The 15,799-nt window shown below is 42.2% G+C and carries 17 protein-coding genes; 13 read left to right on the top strand and 4 right to left on the bottom strand.

What is annotated here, in order from left to right; genetic code table 11:
• Positions 1-3: 3 nt before the first annotated feature.
• Both folE and folK read left to right on the top strand, forming a co-directional pair.
• Positions 4-558, top strand: a complete 555-nt coding sequence (gene folE / locus D8803_RS00345; RefSeq protein ID WP_131199919.1) for a GTP cyclohydrolase I FolE — start codon at positions 4-6, stop codon at positions 556-558.
• Positions 559-599: 41 nt separating this feature from the next.
• Positions 600-1,412, top strand: a complete 813-nt coding sequence (gene folK, locus D8803_RS00340) for a 2-amino-4-hydroxy-6-hydroxymethyldihydropteridine diphosphokinase (protein ID WP_131199918.1) — start codon at positions 600-602, stop codon at positions 1,410-1,412.
• Between the two features lie 46 nt (positions 1,413-1,458).
• On the opposite strand, the gene D8803_RS00335 is transcribed toward folK, so the two are convergent.
• Entirely contained in the window at positions 1,459-1,776 is a 318-nt protein-coding gene (locus D8803_RS00335) for a DUF960 domain-containing protein (RefSeq protein ID WP_025170845.1), read from the bottom strand.
• Between the two features lie 209 nt (positions 1,777-1,985).
• Here D8803_RS00335 and ccpA point away from each other — a divergent pair, with 209 nt between their 5' ends.
• On the top strand, positions 1,986-2,996 hold the full coding sequence (gene ccpA / locus D8803_RS00330) for a catabolite control protein A (RefSeq protein ID WP_131199917.1): 1,011 nt from the start codon (positions 1,986-1,988) through the stop codon (positions 2,994-2,996).
• 40 nt (positions 2,997-3,036) lie between these two features.
• Here the strand turns inward: ccpA and D8803_RS00325 are convergent, their stop codons facing one another.
• Positions 3,037-3,999: an asparaginase gene (locus tag D8803_RS00325; protein WP_131199916.1), complete on the bottom strand. Its 963-nt coding sequence runs from the start codon at positions 3,997-3,999 to the stop codon at positions 3,037-3,039.
• A gap of 65 nt (positions 4,000-4,064) precedes the next feature.
• On the opposite strand from D8803_RS00325, the gene D8803_RS00320 reads away from it, so the two are divergent.
• The gene (locus tag D8803_RS00320) at positions 4,065-5,450 is read left to right on the top strand and encodes a Cof-type HAD-IIB family hydrolase (RefSeq protein ID WP_131199915.1); all 1,386 of its coding nucleotides are present in this window, start codon (positions 4,065-4,067) and stop codon (positions 5,448-5,450) included.
• Positions 5,451-5,485: 35 nt separating this feature from the next.
• Here the strand turns inward: D8803_RS00320 and D8803_RS00315 are convergent, their stop codons facing one another.
• Complete coding sequence (locus D8803_RS00315) at positions 5,486-5,938, bottom strand: universal stress protein (RefSeq protein ID WP_000079160.1); 453 nt, start codon at positions 5,936-5,938, stop codon at positions 5,486-5,488.
• Positions 5,939-6,104: 166 nt separating this feature from the next.
• On the opposite strand from D8803_RS00315, the gene D8803_RS00310 reads away from it, so the two are divergent.
• From D8803_RS00310 to D8803_RS00295, 4 genes are all read left to right on the top strand, one after another.
• Positions 6,105-6,404, top strand: a complete 300-nt coding sequence (locus D8803_RS00310) for a hypothetical protein (RefSeq protein ID WP_131199914.1) — start codon at positions 6,105-6,107, stop codon at positions 6,402-6,404.
• A 142-nt stretch (positions 6,405-6,546) separates the two neighbouring features.
• On the top strand, positions 6,547-7,761 hold the full coding sequence (locus D8803_RS00305) for a pyridoxal phosphate-dependent aminotransferase (protein WP_000666480.1): 1,215 nt from the start codon (positions 6,547-6,549) through the stop codon (positions 7,759-7,761).
• Positions 7,762-7,905: 144 nt separating this feature from the next.
• Entirely contained in the window at positions 7,906-8,040 is a 135-nt protein-coding gene (gene rpmH / locus D8803_RS00300) for a 50S ribosomal protein L34 (protein WP_000831905.1), read from the top strand.
• Positions 8,041-8,184: 144 nt separating this feature from the next.
• Positions 8,185-10,146 (top strand): peptide ABC transporter substrate-binding protein, encoded by a 1,962-nt coding sequence (locus D8803_RS00295; protein ID WP_131199913.1) that lies wholly within the window; start codon positions 8,185-8,187, stop codon positions 10,144-10,146.
• Positions 10,147-10,237: 91 nt separating this feature from the next.
• Here the strand turns inward: D8803_RS00295 and D8803_RS00290 are convergent, their stop codons facing one another.
• A complete protein-coding gene (locus tag D8803_RS00290) occupies positions 10,238-12,082 on the bottom strand; it encodes an APC family permease (protein WP_131199912.1) in 1,845 nt (614 codons plus the stop codon).
• Between the two features lie 151 nt (positions 12,083-12,233).
• Here D8803_RS00290 and D8803_RS00285 point away from each other — a divergent pair, with 151 nt between their 5' ends.
• The 5 genes from D8803_RS00285 (at position 12,234) to rsmA (ending at position 15,799) form a co-directional block, all read left to right on the top strand.
• Positions 12,234-13,007, top strand: coding sequence for a TatD family hydrolase (locus D8803_RS00285; protein WP_125415550.1), 774 nt, complete (start codon positions 12,234-12,236; stop codon positions 13,005-13,007).
• Entirely contained in the window at positions 13,007-13,573 is a 567-nt protein-coding gene (gene rnmV, locus D8803_RS00280; RefSeq protein WP_131199911.1) for a ribonuclease M5, read from the top strand. Before D8803_RS00285 ends, rnmV begins: the two co-directional genes overlap by 1 nt.
• Positions 13,574-13,666: 93 nt before the next feature.
• Positions 13,667-14,002 (top strand): hypothetical protein, encoded by a 336-nt coding sequence (locus D8803_RS00275; protein WP_125415497.1) that lies wholly within the window; start codon positions 13,667-13,669, stop codon positions 14,000-14,002.
• A gap of 191 nt (positions 14,003-14,193) precedes the next feature.
• Positions 14,194-14,907: a dimethyladenosine transferase gene (locus D8803_RS00270; RefSeq protein WP_125415498.1), complete on the top strand. Its 714-nt coding sequence runs from the start codon at positions 14,194-14,196 to the stop codon at positions 14,905-14,907.
• 19 nt (positions 14,908-14,926) lie between these two features.
• On the top strand, positions 14,927-15,799 hold the full coding sequence (rsmA, locus tag D8803_RS00265) for a 16S rRNA (adenine(1518)-N(6)/adenine(1519)-N(6))-dimethyltransferase RsmA (protein WP_125415500.1): 873 nt from the start codon (positions 14,927-14,929) through the stop codon (positions 15,797-15,799).

Genomic DNA, 15,799 nt, shown 5'->3' with positions numbered 1-15,799 from the left:
AGAATGGATACACAAAAGATTGAAGCAGCTGTAAAAATGATTATCGAGGCTGTTGGTGAGGACGCTAACCGCGAGGGCTTGCAGGAGACACCTGCTCGTGTAGCCCGTATGTACCAAGAGATTTTTTCAGGTCTTGGTCAGACTGCGGAGGAACATTTGTCAAAATCCTTTGAGATTATCGACGATAATATGGTAGTGGAAAAGGATATCTTTTTCCACACCATGTGTGAACACCACTTCTTGCCCTTTTATGGTAGAGCGCATATTGCCTATATTCCAGATGGCCGTGTGGCAGGCTTGTCCAAGCTTGCCCGTACGGTTGAAGTTTATTCTAAAAAACCACAGATTCAAGAACGTTTGAATATCGAAGTGGCTGATGCCTTGATGGACTATCTGGGGGCTAAGGGAGCATTTGTTGTCATTGAGGCAGAGCATATGTGTATGAGCATGCGTGGTGTCAGAAAACCAGGCACTGCAACCTTAACCACTGTAGCCCGTGGCGTATTTGATACGGATAAGGACCTCCGAGATCAGGCTTATCGTCTAATGGGACTATAAAAGAATCCGCTATAAGCGGATTTTTCTAGAAAGGACTAGTTATGGATCAGCTAAAGATTAAAGATTTGGAAATTTTTGCCTATCATGGTCTTTTTCCTAGTGAGAAGGAATTAGGACAGAAGTTTGTCGTTTCAGCCATCCTATCCTATGATATGACCAAGGCGGCGACTGAGTTAGACTTGGCTGCTTCTGTCCACTATGGAGAACTTTGCCAACAGTGGACGACTTGGTTTCAGGAAACTACTGAGGACCTGATTGAAACGGTAGCCTATAAACTGGTAGAACATACCTTTGAGACCTATCCTCTTGTCCAAGAAATTGAGTTGGAACTCAAAAAACCTTGGGCTCCAGTGCATTTACCGTTGGATACCTGCTCGGTGACCATCCACCGTCGTAAGCAGCGGGCCTTTATCGCTCTAGGAAGTAATATGGGGGACAAGCAAGCGAACTTGGAGCAAGCTATTGACAAACTGCGAGCTCGAGGTATCCATATTCTCAAAGAGTCTAGTGTCTTAACGACTGAGCCTTGGGGTGGTGTGGAGCAAGATAGTTTTGTCAATCAGGTGATTGAAGTAGAAACCTGGCTACCCGCACCAGTCTTGTTAGAAACCTTGTTAGCCATTGAGTCCGAGATGGGACGGGTTCGAGAGGTGCATTGGGGGCCTCGTTTGATTGATTTGGACCTACTCTTTGTAGAAGACCAAGTCATTTATACTGACGACCTCATCTTGCCTCATCCTTATATAGCAGAACGCCTCTTTGTCCTTGAGTCTCTGCAAGAACTAGCTCCCCATTTTATTCATCCAGTACTCAAACAGCCGATACGCTACTTGTATCAAGAATTAAACAAATAGAAAAAACTCTAGTTCCTCAGCAGTTTGCGCCGAGAAGCTAGAGTTTTTAAAATAGGTCATTTTCTTCAGGAAGGAGGATGGTTTCTTTCCCGTCCATGTCTAAAACAAGGACTTTAGGAGGGTAAAGAGGATCAAAAGGATGATTAAAATCAAAGTCGATACTAGTCGGCAGGTGCTGACTAGAGAAATGGAAGGTGATGGTTCCCTCGTTGTTTAGTAGTTGAAATTCTAGTTCCTCTTCTAATTCAAATACGTTTTTCAAAAAATGATCGATAATAAACCATAAAGAATCGATAACATCGTCAGGCAAGCTGGTCACAACACCAAAACTGGCCGAACGTCTCTGAGTATTTGTAAAAGCCATAAACATTCCCTCCCTCCTTTTATTTTTCCTTATCATACAGCAAAACATCCCAAAAATCAAGAAATCGTACTCGCTTTTTCAAAATGGGAATAGGTTGTGAAATTTTTTCAAAGTTTCTCTAAAAAATACTTGAAAGTGTTTACAATAAGTGATAAAATGGAGTAAGCAGATGTATGAAAGCGAAATTTTCAATATAGAAAGGAAACAGAATGAACACAGATGATACAGTAACGATTTATGATGTTGCCCGTGAAGCTGGGGTTTCAATGGCAACTGTTAGCCGTGTAGTGAATGGCAACAAGAACGTCAAAGAGAATACTCGTAAAAAAGTTCTAGAGGTGATTGATCGTCTTGACTACCGTCCAAATGCGGTAGCGCGTGGCTTGGCCAGCAAGAAAACTACGACAGTTGGTGTTGTGATTCCAAATATCACTAATGGCTATTTTTCAACCCTAGCCAAGGGGATTGATGATATTGCAGAGATGTATAAGTATAATATCGTCCTAGCCAACAGTGATGAAGACGATGAAAAAGAAGTTTCAGTAGTTAATACTCTCTTTTCAAAACAGGTTGACGGGATCATTTTTATGGGCTATCACTTGACTGAAAAGATTCGTTCAGAATTTTCTCGTTCTCGGACACCAGTTGTCCTTGCAGGAACGGTGGATATTGAACACCAGTTGCCAAGTGTTAATATTGACTACAAACAAGCAACGATTGATGCAGTAACTCATTTGCTTCAGGAAAATGAAAAGATTGCCTTTATCAGTGGACCACTTGTTGATGATATCAACGGCAAAATTCGATTGATTGGTTACAAGGAAGCGTTGAAAAAGGCAGGAATCCCTTATAGCGAGGGCTTGGTATTTGAATCTAAATACAACTATAATGATGGCTATGCCTTGGCGGAGCGCTTGGTTTCTTCACAGGCTACAGCTGCAGTTGTGACAGGTGATGAATTGGCTGCAGGTGTGCTAAATGGTTTGGCGGATCACGGTGTATCTGTGCCAGAAGAGTTTGAAATCATCACGACAGATGACTCTCAGATTGCACGATTCACTCGTCCAAATCTGACAACTATTGCCCAACCTCTTTATGATCTAGGTGCTATCAGTATGCGTATGCTGACTAAGATCATGCACAAGGAAGAGTTGGAAGAACGTGAAGTTCTCTTGCCTCACGGTTTGACAGAACGTCGTTCAACACGAAAACGCAAATAGAAAAAATCAGGGAATCGAGAAGATTTCCTGATTTTCAATTTTAACCTTCCATGTAATTGCGAAGTTCTTGTCCTTTTAGTCCAGCATTAAGGGCAATTAATAATTTGAGGCGAGCTTTTTGGGCATTGAGTTCTTTGACAAAGAGAACGCCAGATTCTTGCAACTGAACTCCCCCACCTTGGTAGGCATAAACAGGTTCAGCAATGCCATTAAAACAACGTGAGACCAAGGCGACTGGGATTCCTTTTTGGAGGAGACTTTCTAATTTTTGAGCTGTTTCTTTGGGGATATTACCTGCTCCGAAGGCCTGAACGACTAGGCCATCCAGCTGTTCCAAGTCTAACATATCAATCAGCTCGTCTGTCATACCGGCATAGGCTGAGATGATAGGAACCAGACCCTGAATTTGTTCGAGATTAAAACGGACACGAGGTTCAGCCGTTTTGAAGTAGAGGATTTCTTGCTTCATGATGAGGCCAAGTGGTCCATGTGTTGGGGTTTGAAAGGTACCGACGTTGGTCGTATGGGTTTTGGTAACATACTTGGCCGCGTGGATTTCATCGTTCATGACGACCAGAACCCCCTTATCAGCTGACTTGTCATCGCTGGCAACTCGTAAAGCACTCAGATAGTTGTATACACCGTCGCTACCGAGTTCGTTGGAACTACGCATAGCTCCAGTTAGAACGATGGGCATGTGTGGAATTTCCATGGTATCAAGGAAGTAGGCAGTTTCCTCTAGCGTATCTGTTCCATGTGTGATGACAACTCCATCGTAATTATTAGCTTCCTCTTTAATCTTATGATAGAGTGCAAGCATATGCTTGGGTTTGATATGGGGACTCGGTAGGTTAAAAAAGTCTAGGGCATGAACCTCAATCCCTTCAAGTGGATTGGATACATGGTTCATGGGATTGTCCTGGCTAGTTACAACGGCACCAGTGGCGTCTGCTTGCATGGAAATAGTTCCACCTGTATGTAAAACAAGGATTTTCTTAGGCATGATTTACTCACTCTCTCTGAAATGTGGTATAATCATTGTAACACAAAAGGGGAGAATGGGATAGGATGGAAGTCAAAGCTGTTTTTTTTGATATCGATGGAACGCTAGTCAACGATCGTAAGAGTGTTTTGAAATCCACTAAGGACGCGATTAGGATTGTGAAAGAACAAGGGGTGCTTGTTGGAGTGGCGACAGGACGGGGGCCTTTCTTTGTCAAGGAATTGATGGAGGATTTAGATCTGGATTTTGCAATAACTTATAACGGACAATATATCTTTAATAAAGAAAAAGTCTTATTTGCTAGCCCGATTGCCAAGTCAAGTCTGCGTCAACTGATTGCCTATGCTAAAAAGGAGCGTAAAGAAATCGCTCTTGGAACCGAGCATGCTGTTGTTGGTTCGAAAATTATGTCATTTGGTCTTGGATCCTTTTCACAGCTGGTTAGCCGTTTCATTCCAACTGGCTTAACAAGAACCGTTAGCCGTTCCTTTAATCGAATGGTCAGCAAGGCAGTTCCTCAAAAGGAAGATGACCTACTTCGTTTGATCAATGAGCCAATCTATCAAGTGTTAATGCTGATGACACCCGAAGAATCTGAGAAAGCTGCAAGTGATTTTGAAGATTTGAAATTGACTCGAAGCAATCCCTTCGCTGCGGATATCATCAACCAAGGGAATTCCAAACTAGAAGGCATTCGTCGAGTTGGAAAAGAGTATGGTTTTGATCTCAACCAAGTCATGGCCTTCGGAGATTCAGACAACGACCTGGAAATGTTGGCAGGTGTTGGTATGTCAGTCGCTATGGGAAATGGCAGTAGCAGTGTTAAAGAAGTTGCCAAGCACATTACAGCAAGTAACCAACAAGATGGCATCCACAAGGCGCTTGAACATTTTGGAGTCTTGGCTTCAGAAAAAGTTTTTGTCAGTCGAGATTACCATTTTAACAAGGTCAAGACCTTCCACCACATGATGGATGAACGAACTCAGGAAGAACCACAGGCATGGGATGTTGAAGGTGCAACCCATCGCGCAGACTTTAAAATTGAAGAATTAGTAGAGTTTGTTCGCGCGGCAAGTTCTTCGGAGGAAGAATTCCAGCAGTCACTTGCAAGCATGCATGCGGCACTTGATAAGGCGGCCGAAAAGGTGAGGCAAAAAACGCCTGCCCAAAAAGATCTAATCGGGCAGGTTGATGCCTTAATCGATATACTGTATTTTACTTACGGCAGTTTTGCCTTGATGGGAGTGGATCCAGAACGCATCTTTGATATTGTGCATGAGGCAAACATGGGGAAGGTTTTTCCTGATGGAAAAGCCCATTTTGATCCAGTTACACATAAAATCTTAAAACCGGATGACTGGGACGAAAAATATGCTCCAGAACCTGCTATCAGAAAGGAACTGCAGCGTCAGCTCAAGGCTTATGAGCGACATAAAGAGAGAAATAAGTAAGAAAAAAGGGAGCCTAGCAGGCTCCTTTTATGTTCCTATAATGTTTTTTCTTGTTCTCTCACGACGAGCAAATCAACTTTTGCGTGGCGGAGGATGTATTCAGATGAAGAGCCAACCAAGAGGCGTTCAAAGGCATTAAGACCTGTTGCACCGACGAGAATCAGGTCAACATTTTCTGCGTCTGGAATGGTACGGGCAAGGAGGGTTTTCGGATTTCCCATTTCGATGACGATATGAATATCCGTCACGCCCGCATCTCTTGCACGCTTTTCGTACTCTTTCATCAAACTTTCAGCATCGACTTGGAGTTCTTCGTAAACTTCAGCATCAAAGGTAGACACGCTTTGAAGAGCGCGTGTGTCAATAACATGGGCAATGGTGAGCTTGGAATCATTGCGTAGAGCAGTGTAAACACCTTTAACAAAAGCCAAGTCTGCCTCTTTAGAACCATCAATTGCAACCATAACATTTTGGTAACGTTGTGCCATAATGAAACCTCCTGAAATTTTCTTACTTTTATTGTAATCCTTTTCACTAAAGAAGTAAAGTAAAAATCATATTTAAATAAATATTATCGGAGATTCGATTTGGTGGAGATATGTTAAAATAAAAGAAAACGGGATATTAGGAAACATAGTGAAGGGATGAGAAAGTATGAAAGATTTTGTTCAAGCTTCTAAAAAAATAAGTCTTCTTTATCATGGAATTATCTTTGCATCGCTTGTAGGAGAAGTAGTGATGCTTTGGCAGCTGGAAAGAGTCGTGCCTATTCTCTATCCATATTTTGTTGGTTTTCTTCTCTTTCACTTAGTCTACCATATCATTTTATTTGTGATTGCAAAGAGAAGTGGTCGCTTGGACTATTTGGTCACGTGGGGGCTCTTTTTCATGTTTAATCTTTTGTATGATTCCTTTTTAGCATTGGTCTTTCTAGGTTTGTCTTTTGGTATGTGAGAAATGATTCTTCCCTCTAGTTATTTAAACGGTGAGAACCTAGTCGTTGTGAGTTTTTTCTTGGCTCCCTCATTTCAGGAAACTTGTCGCAATCCCTTTCTAGTGGTATAATGTTACTATCTCGATGAATTGAGGAAACAAGATGAAAGAATATAACAAGTCTAGTAAGTTAGAGCATGTTGCTTATGATATCCGTGGCCCTGTTTTGGAAGAAGCTATGCGGATGCGAGCAAACGGAGAAAAGATTTTACGTCTGAATACAGGGAATCCAGCAGAATTTGGCTTCACAGCGCCAGACGAGGTCATTCATGACTTGATTATGAATGCGCGTGATAGCGAAGGGTATTCTGACTCTAAAGGGATTTTCTCAGCCCGTAAGGCCATCATGCAGTATTGCCAACTGAAGAACTTTCCCAATGTGGACATTGATGATATCTACCTTGGAAATGGTGTCAGTGAGCTGATTGTCATGTCTATGCAGGGGCTTTTGGACAATGGAGATGAGGTCTTGGTGCCTATGCCAGACTATCCTCTCTGGACGGCTGCTGTCAGCCTAGCTGGGGGAAATGCGGTTCACTATATCTGTGATGAAGCTGCAGAGTGGTACCCAGATATTGACGATATCAAGTCAAAAATCACTTCCAATACCAAGGCTATCGTCCTTATCAATCCTAACAATCCAACTGGAGCCCTTTATCCTAAAGAACTCTTGTTGGAGATTATTGAAATCGCTCGTCAAAACGACTTGATCATCTTTGCAGATGAGATTTATGACCGCATGGTGATGGACGGGCATGTGCATACGCCTGTGGCGAGCTTGGCACCAGATGTTTTCTGTGTCAGCATGAACGGTCTTTCGAAATCCCATCGTATCGCTGGTTTCCGTGTAGGTTGGATGGTCTTATCTGGACCTAAGACACATGTCAAGGGCTATATTGAAGGTCTCAATATGCTGTCCAATATGCGCCTTTGTTCCAACGTTTTAGCCCAGCAAGTTGTACAAACCTCGCTAGGAGGTCACCAGTCAGTGGACGAATTGCTCCTTCCTGGTGGTCGTATCTATGAACAAAGAAACTTTATCTATAATGCCATTCAAGATATTCCCGGTTTGTCTGCGGTCAAGCCGAAGGCGGGTCTTTATATCTTCCCTAAAATTGACCGCAATATGTATCGCATCGATGACGATGAACAATTCGTTCTTGATTTCTTGAAGCAGGAAAAGGTTCTCTTGGTTCATGGTCGCGGATTTAATTGGCAAGAACCAGACCATTTCCGTATCGTTTACCTTCCTCGTGTGGACGAATTAGCACAAATCCAAGAAAAGATGACTCGTTTCTTGAAACAATATCGTAGATAGGGCTTTCATAGGAAAAGCTCTAAAACATTTGCTTGGAGCTATTGACAAAATTGGCAGAATCAGATAGAATAGTAAAGTATGTTTAGTAACTGATCACTTTATAGCCGGCTAAACGAATACAAAATCTATGAGGAGGTATTCATCGTGAAACGTACTTATCAACCAAGTAAACTTCGTCGTGCGCGCAAACACGGATTCCGTAACCGTATGTCAACTAAAAACGGTCGTCGCGTATTGGCAGCTCGTCGTCGTAAAGGACGCAAAGTTTTGGCTGCTTAATCCAAACGAATTCAACAAAGAAGTCAGTAGGAACTCGAGTCTACTGGCTTTTCTTTTTTTTCTATGATATCAGTCTGTAAAGACTTTATATTTTTGCTGAAATAGTGTATAATATTTCACATACTATAAAAATGGAGAACAGTTATGAAGAAATCAAAAGCCCTCCTACTAGGGGCTGGAATTTTGAGTGCAAGCTTCTTGATGGTGGCTTGTAGTTCGGCACAATCAAATACAGATAAAACTTACTCTTATGTATTTGCCAGCAATCCGGATACATTAGACTATATCACTTCGACACGTGGTTCGACCTCTAGCATTACGACAAACTTGATCGATGGTTTGTTGGAAAATGATAAGTACGGCAATCTCGTCCCTTCTATGGCAGAGTCATGGACCGTATCAAAAGATGGTTTGACCTATACCTATAAAATTCGCCAAGGAGCTAAGTGGTATACCTCTGAAGGAGAAGAGTATGCTGAAGTGACAGCACATGATTTTGTGACAGGTCTTAAGTATGCAGCGGATAAAAAGGCTGAGAACTTGTACTTGGTACGGGATTCAATCAAAGGTTTGGCAGATTATGTCGAAGGGAAAACATCTGACTTTGAGACGGTTGGAGTCAAGGCAGTGGACGACTATACTCTCCAATACACTTTGAACAAGCCGGAGTCTTATTGGAATTCGAAGACAACAGGGGGAATTTTGAGTCCTGTCAATGAAGCTTTTTTGAAATCTAAGGGAGATGACTTTGGAAGTGTTACCCCATCTAGCATCCTGTCCAATGGGCCATACTTGTTCAAGTCTTTTACTTCAAAATCTTTAATTGAGTTTGAAAAGAACCCTAATTATTGGGATAAGGACAATGTGAAGATTGAGAAGGTAAAACTTTCCTTCTATGATGGTTCAGACCAAGATAGTTTGGCTCGAGGATTCCTAGAAGGCAACTACACAGACGGACGTATCTTCCCGACAAGTTCTGTCTTTGACCAGCTGAAAAAAGGGAATGAGGATAAGATTACCTATACTCCTCAGGATGCTGTGACTTTCTACTATCTCTTCAATGTCAACCGTCAAAGTTACAATCAAACCATGAAACAGACGGATAAAGAAAAGGCGGATTCTCGTGCAGCTATGCAAAATAAGGACTTCCGTCAGGCGATTAACTTTGCCTTTGACCGTCATGCCTACGCTGCCCAGACAAATGGAGAAGATGGAGCTGACCGTATCCTTCGAAACATAGTCACACCGAGCAACTTTGTTCAAATCGGTGGCAAAAACTTCGGGGATGCTGTCAATGAAAAGATAGTCAACTATGGTACAGAGTGGTCAAATATCAATCTGAACGACGCGCAACCTGCTTTCCTGAATGCTGATAAAGCCAAGGCAGAATTTGCCAAAGCCAAAGAAAGTTTGCAGGCAGAAGGTGTGACCTTCCCTATCCATTTAGACATGCCAGTAGACCAGACTGCTAAGTTGGACGTACAGCAAGCAAGTTCTTTCAAGCAGACGGTTGAGGAGACACTTGGATCAGATAATATTGTTATCGATGTGATTCAATTGTCTCCAGACGAGAAAGACAATGCAACCTTCTTTGCTGACACAGCTGAACAAAAGGACTATGACATCGATATTTCGGGCTGGAGTGGAGATTACTCTGATCCTAAGACATATCTTGACCTCTTGGATCCAGACTCTGGTTCTCAGTTAAAAAATCTTGGCTTGACTCCAGGGAAAGACAATGATGTCAAGGAAAAAATCGGTCTCTCTACCTACAAGAAGTTGTTGGACACAGCAGACAATGAGGTTGAAAATACTCAGACTCGCTATGAAAAATTTGCTGAAGTTCAAGCTTGGCTAACAGATAGTGCTCTCTTTCTGCCAGTTCAAAGTGGAGGAGCTAATCCAATCTTCCGTAAGACTGTACCGTTCACAGGAGCCTTCTCATTTGTCGGACATAAAGGGGATGCGGATAACTACAAATACCTTGAGTTGCAAAAAGATCCCGTGACTGCGAAACAGTATCAAGAGCTTTATGAAAAATGGCAAAAAGAAAAAACTGAGTCCAATAAAAAAGCTCAGGAAGATTTAGCTAACCACATTCAATAATATTCCTAGTCATGCTTTTTAGTTAAGCATAGTGGCTGGATTCAGAAAAAGGCCCCACCAGACGCTTTTTGGTTCTGGTAGGGCCTTTTCTTTATTCTTTTAAGTGATAAGAGTAGCTAGCGACAACGACGTCTTCGTGCCATCTGAGAGCGTATTTTAGTTTGAGGCTCATTTGATTGTGCAGGATATTTTGCCAAGGCTTGTTAGGGATGAACTGTGGTACAAGGACTGTAACGGTGTAGTTTTTTTGCTTAGCTTCTTGGGCGATTCGTTTGACATACTTAACGCTAGGGGTGATGATGTCGCGGTAGCTGGTATTGATATTTTTCAGAGTGATATTTGGGAAGTAATCGGCAAATTCCTGAAGAATTTCTTGGTCTTTTTCCACCGTTTCTTTAGTAGAAATGTGCATGGCTAACACTTCGTCACCGATACTTTGAGCGTAGTTGATGGCTCCGACACTTACTCGAGTGACATTTCCTACTAGGACAAGGACAAGGTTACCGTCATAAGTGCGTTTTTCAATTCCTTCGTAGAGTCGTAGTTGTTTTGCCACTTTTTGGTAATGGTTGTGAATGGACAAAAAGAGGAAGGTTAAGACTAGGATAATTGGGAAGAATGGCCAGATATCACCCAGTCTGAAGAGGAGTAAAATGAGGACAATGGCATAACAAATGATGGCCCCAAGGATATTAGCGAAGGCAGATTTTAAGAAGTTTGCTCCTTTTTCCTTTTTCCAATGGCGAATCATCCCAGTCTGAGATAGAGCAAAGGGAACGAAGACCCCGATAGTATAAAGAGGAATCAAGCGTTCAGTATTCCCATTAAAAATGAGAAGAAGGATCATAGCCCCAAAAGCCAGAGTTAAGATACCATTGGAGTAGCCGAGACGGTCCCCTTTTTCCATAAAGAGATGAGGCATGTACTTGTTTTTTGCCATATTGTAGGACAGCATAGGGAAGGCTGAAAAGCCAGTATTTGCAGCTACAGCTAGAATCAAGGCTGTTGAGAACTGGAAGAGATAGTAGCTAGCATGACCAAAGAATGAATCTCCAAGAATGCCCTTGGCCATTTGCGAGAGGACGGTTTCTCCATTTTGAGGTGTGATGCCCATCCAGTAGTTTAGGAAGGTGATGCCTGCAAAAAGAAAACCTAAAATCAAGGACATGATGGTCAAGGTCTCAGCAGCATTCTTTTCCTTCGGAGTTTTGAAAAATGGTACCGCATTTGAAATAGCTTCAACCCCTGTCAGAGAGGCAGAGCCACTGGTAAAGGCTCTCAATAGGAGAACGATGGAAAGGCTCGGAACAGTTTGTCCAATGGTTGAAGTCGCCTGATAGTTTAGGGAACCTGTAAATAGTTGAAAGAACCCATAAAGCAAGAGAAAGACGGTACTGAAGATAAAGAGGTAGACGGGAATCATCAGAGAGCTGGCAGATTCTTTTAATCCTCTTAAATTCAAGAGCATGAGCAGGCAGACTAGGAAAATAGAGATATGAAGATTGTAGGGATGGAGGGCAGGGATGGCTGCTGTAATAGCATCAGCTCCAGACGCAACGGATACGGCTACTGTCAGCATATAGTCAACAAGGAGGCTACCACCAGCAATCAAGCCTAGTTCAGGAGAGAGATTTTCCCGAGTGACCATATAAGCGCCACCACCTTGAGGATAGGCGTGAATAATTTGACGATAGGAAATGGTCAAACTAGCGAGCAGTAAGAGGACAAAAATACCGATAGGGAGGCTCCACCAAATAGCGAGAGGAGAGAGACTGACTAAAACGAGAATGACTTGTTCAGGTCCATAGGCAATAGAAGACAGGGCATCACTGGATAACATTGCAAGTGCCTGCATTTTTCCAAGTAATCCCCCTTCGCCGTCTGTGAGAGACTTGAGTGGTCGACCGATAAAGGTATATTTTAATTTTCTAAACATTTTCTTTTCCTTTGCTGAAAATTTCAATAAGTGTTATTATACTGCTTTGAAAAAAGGCAGTCAAGGGAGAATGATCGGTATTAGAATATTTTTACAAGCCGAGGGATGCTATTTTTGGTATAATAGATGGAAGAAAATGAGGTTAGAAGAGATGATTTTTGATACGCACACACATTTAAATGTAGAAGAATTTGCAGGACGTGAGGCAGAAGAAATCGCCTTGGCTGCTGAGATGGGTGTGACACAGATGAATATTGTTGGTTTTGATAAGCCAACCATTGAACGAGCCCTAGAGTTGGCAGATGAGTATGAGCAACTCTACGCAACTATTGGCTGGCATCCAACGGAAGCAGGGACTTACACAGACGAGGTCGAAGCTTACTTGCTTAAAAAGCTAAAACATCCCAAGGTTGTTGCTTTAGGTGAGATTGGTTTGGACTACCATTGGATGACAGCAACTAAGGAAGTGCAGAAACAGGTTTTTTGTCGTCAGATTCAGCTGTCTAAGGATTTGAATTTGCCTTTTGTGGTCCACACTCGTGATGCGCTAAAAGATACTTATGAGATTATCAAGAGCGAGGGCGTTGGTCCTCGTGGTGGGATTATGCATTCATTTTCAGGCTCTCTCGAGTGGGCTGAGAAGTTTGTCGAGCTTGGTATGACCATTTCTTTCTCAGGAGTGGTGACTTTTAAGAAAGCAACGGATATCCAAGAAGCTGCTAGAGAGCTTCCTTTAGATAAGATTTTGGTAGAGACGGATGCCCCCTACCTGGCTCCTGTTCCTAAACGTGGCCGTGAGAATAAAACAGCCTACACACGTTATGTGGTGAACTTTATTGCCGACTTGCGTGGGATGACGACCGAGGAATTAGCAGCAGCAACGACTGCAAATGCAGAGCGTATCTTTGGATTGGACAGCAAGTGATGAAAGAAAAAATTTCCCAAGTTATCGTGGTTGAAGGGCGTGATGACACGGCCAATCTCAAACGTTACTTTGACGTGGAAACCTATGAGACACGAGGTTCCGCAATAAATGACCAGGATATAGAACGCATTCAGCGCCTGCATGAATTGCATGGAGTCATTGTCTTTACAGATCCAGATTTTAATGGGGAGCGCATTCGGCGCATGATTATGACGGCCATTCCAACAGTACAGCATGCCTTTCTCAAGCGAGATGAAGCGGTTCCCAAGTCCAAGACCAAAGGACGTTCTCTGGGAATTGAACACGCCAGCTATGAAGATCTAAAAGCAGCGCTGGCTCAGGTGACAGAGCAATTTGAAAACGAGAACGAGTTTGACATCAGTCGTGGTGACTTGATTCGCCTAGGTTTTATAGCAGGAGCAGATAGTCGTAGGCGCAGAGAGTATCTAGGCGAACAGCTCCGCATCGGCTATTCCAACGGCAAACAACTCCTCAAGCGCTTAGAGTTGTTTGGGATAACCTTGGCAGAAGTGGAAGAGGCTATGGAAAGTTATGATAATAGCTAGATAGCTCAAAAATACAAAGGGAATGTGTTACAATAGAGGTACTTATATTTATTTTGATAGCGTTCAAATAGAAACTTATAAGGACAGATTGAAATGAAAATACAAGTTGACAGAGAGTCTGTGTGTATGGGGGATGATGTACTGCCCCATGAGATAGAATTTGAGATTCCTGAAGATATGACAGTGAAAGATTTTTTTGACTTTCTAGAAAGGGAACGTTATTTGCCGTCTGTTCAAGGAAACAATGTCGCTTGGGAACTCCGTAATCGAAATGGGGAACAAGGTGTTTATTTCACCAAAACACGAGAGATTATCCATCCAGATGCGGTCTTAAAAGAGATGCTGGAAGGAATTACTGAGATTCCCTTATTTGTTTTGCTCTATCATTATACCCCGGAAGCATACTATATTAGAAAAGAGAATAAATGAGAATTGCAGATGATGTCCTGACCGAGGTTGAACTGGTCATGTATTGTTATCGTCCCTTGGTGCTTTTATGAAACATCTTTTTAAATGAAGTCTAGGTTTTCGATTGGGCATGAAAAATTGGAAACTTTATAGTTTTATCTACATCCTACTTGAACCACTAACCTTTTTCAAAGATTGTGAAAGGAAATGATATGGCAAATAGAAGTTATATTTACTTAAAAAACGGAGATGAAGCCCGTATTCTAACAGAGGGAATTTACACAATACCCTATTTTTGGCAATTGTTTTGGGATGAAGAAGATTTAAAAGCTCCGATTGCTCTCTGGGAAACAGCAGAAAAACTGGAAGAAGATGAAGAGCAAGCAGAAAGATTTTACCAAGAGCAGAATGTAGATATCTTGCTTTCTATTGAAAAATTCCAGCAGAATGCCCTCAAAAACCGATCTTTTTTAGAAGAGAATGCCCCGCAATCCGTGCAACTATATGATGACTTTGTCCGTTATATTCTTGCAAATGTCAAAGACGGTGATGTGCTCGGATTTGATCTTTTAGATGTTGTTTTTATGGACCAAGTGTCTGTTGTTTCTGATAAACTGTTAAAAAATATACGAGCTATTCGGGAAAATCAACCCAAAGATTTAGATTTTTCTGTGACAGAAAAGAACTTAATTGGTCTTGCTATGGGCTTTCCTGATTATTATGCTTCAGAATTATTGCCAGAAGACAATATTGTAGATTCGGTTGCCTATCAGGATGAACTGAAGAAAATGAACCCCCAAGAAGATAAGAAAGTGCTAGATACGACTGGAGCTGATTCAGAAGGGAACAAGTCTCGTGTTCTTTTAGTGTTTTGGATTTTGTTGGCACTAGTAATTATGTGGGTTTTATATATTATTTTTAGCTAATAAATAGAAAAGAGAATAGATGAGAATTGCAGATTATAGCGTGACCAAGGCAGTGCTGGAGCGTCACGGTTTTACTTTTAAAAAGTCCTTTGGACAAAATTTCCTGACGGATACCAATATCCTTCAAAAAATCGTGGATACGGCTGAGATTGATGACCAGGTTAATGTCATCGAAATCGGGCCAGGGATTGGTGCCTTGACAGAATTTTTGGCTGAGCGTGCGGCAGAAGTCATGGCCTTTGAGATTGATCACCGTTTGGTACCGATTTTAGCAGATACCCTGCGTGATTTTGACAATGTTACTGTAGTCAACGAGGACATTCTCAAGGTCGATTTGGCGCAACATATCCAGAATTTCAAAAATCCTGACTTGCCGATTAAGGTAGTTGCCAATTTGCCCTACTATATCACGACTCCTATTCTCATGCACTTGATCGAGAGTGGCATTCCCTTTAGTGAGTTTGTCGTCATGATGCAAAAAGAAGTGGCGGATCGCATCTCAGCACAGCCAAATACTAAGGCTTATGGTAGTTTGTCGATCGCTGTGCAGTATTATATGACAGCTAAGGTTGCCTTCATCGTGCCTCGTACGGTCTTTGTGCCAGCTCCAAATGTGGACTCAGCCATCTTGAAAATGGTGCGCCGTCCAAATCCAGCTGTAGCAGTGAAAGATGAGAACTTCTTCTTTAAGGTTTCCAAGGCTAGTTTCACTCATCGTCGCAAGACCTTGTGGAATAACCTGACAGGTTATTTTGGGAAGACTGAAGAAGTCAAGGAAAAGTTGAGCAAGGCTTTGGATCAAGCAGGTTTGTCACCAAGTGTACGTGGAGAAGCTCTCAGTTTGGCAGAATTTGCCAGCCTAGCAGATGCGCTTAAAGGACAAGGGCTTTAA

The organism is Streptococcus oralis (genome assembly GCF_003943385.1).
GTDB lineage: Bacteria > Bacillota > Bacilli > Lactobacillales > Streptococcaceae > Streptococcus > Streptococcus oralis_CA.
This window is presented reverse-complemented; position numbering and strand designations above follow the sequence as displayed.

Coding starts and splice junctions, on each gene's coding strand:
- folE (WP_131199919.1), top strand. CDS start 4: ATGGATACACAAAAGATTGAAGCAGCTGTAAAAATGATTATCGAGGCT.
- folK (WP_131199918.1), top strand. CDS start 600: ATGGATCAGCTAAAGATTAAAGATTTGGAAATTTTTGCCTATCATGGT.
- D8803_RS00335 (WP_025170845.1), bottom strand. CDS start 1,776: ATGGCTTTTACAAATACTCAGAGACGTTCGGCCAGTTTTGGTGTTGTG.
- ccpA (WP_131199917.1), top strand. CDS start 1,986: ATGAACACAGATGATACAGTAACGATTTATGATGTTGCCCGTGAAGCT.
- D8803_RS00325 (WP_131199916.1), bottom strand. CDS start 3,999: ATGCCTAAGAAAATCCTTGTTTTACATACAGGTGGAACTATTTCCATG.
- D8803_RS00320 (WP_131199915.1), top strand. CDS start 4,065: ATGGAAGTCAAAGCTGTTTTTTTTGATATCGATGGAACGCTAGTCAAC.
- D8803_RS00315 (WP_000079160.1), bottom strand. CDS start 5,938: ATGGCACAACGTTACCAAAATGTTATGGTTGCAATTGATGGTTCTAAA.
- D8803_RS00310 (WP_131199914.1), top strand. CDS start 6,105: ATGAAAGATTTTGTTCAAGCTTCTAAAAAAATAAGTCTTCTTTATCAT.
- D8803_RS00305 (WP_000666480.1), top strand. CDS start 6,547: ATGAAAGAATATAACAAGTCTAGTAAGTTAGAGCATGTTGCTTATGAT.
- D8803_RS00295 (WP_131199913.1), top strand. CDS start 8,185: ATGAAGAAATCAAAAGCCCTCCTACTAGGGGCTGGAATTTTGAGTGCA.
- D8803_RS00290 (WP_131199912.1), bottom strand. CDS start 12,082: ATGTTTAGAAAATTAAAATATACCTTTATCGGTCGACCACTCAAGTCT.
- D8803_RS00285 (WP_125415550.1), top strand. CDS start 12,234: ATGATTTTTGATACGCACACACATTTAAATGTAGAAGAATTTGCAGGA.
- rnmV (WP_131199911.1), top strand. CDS start 13,007: ATGAAAGAAAAAATTTCCCAAGTTATCGTGGTTGAAGGGCGTGATGAC.
- D8803_RS00275 (WP_125415497.1), top strand. CDS start 13,667: ATGAAAATACAAGTTGACAGAGAGTCTGTGTGTATGGGGGATGATGTA.
- D8803_RS00270 (WP_125415498.1), top strand. CDS start 14,194: ATGGCAAATAGAAGTTATATTTACTTAAAAAACGGAGATGAAGCCCGT.
- rsmA (WP_125415500.1), top strand. CDS start 14,927: ATGAGAATTGCAGATTATAGCGTGACCAAGGCAGTGCTGGAGCGTCAC.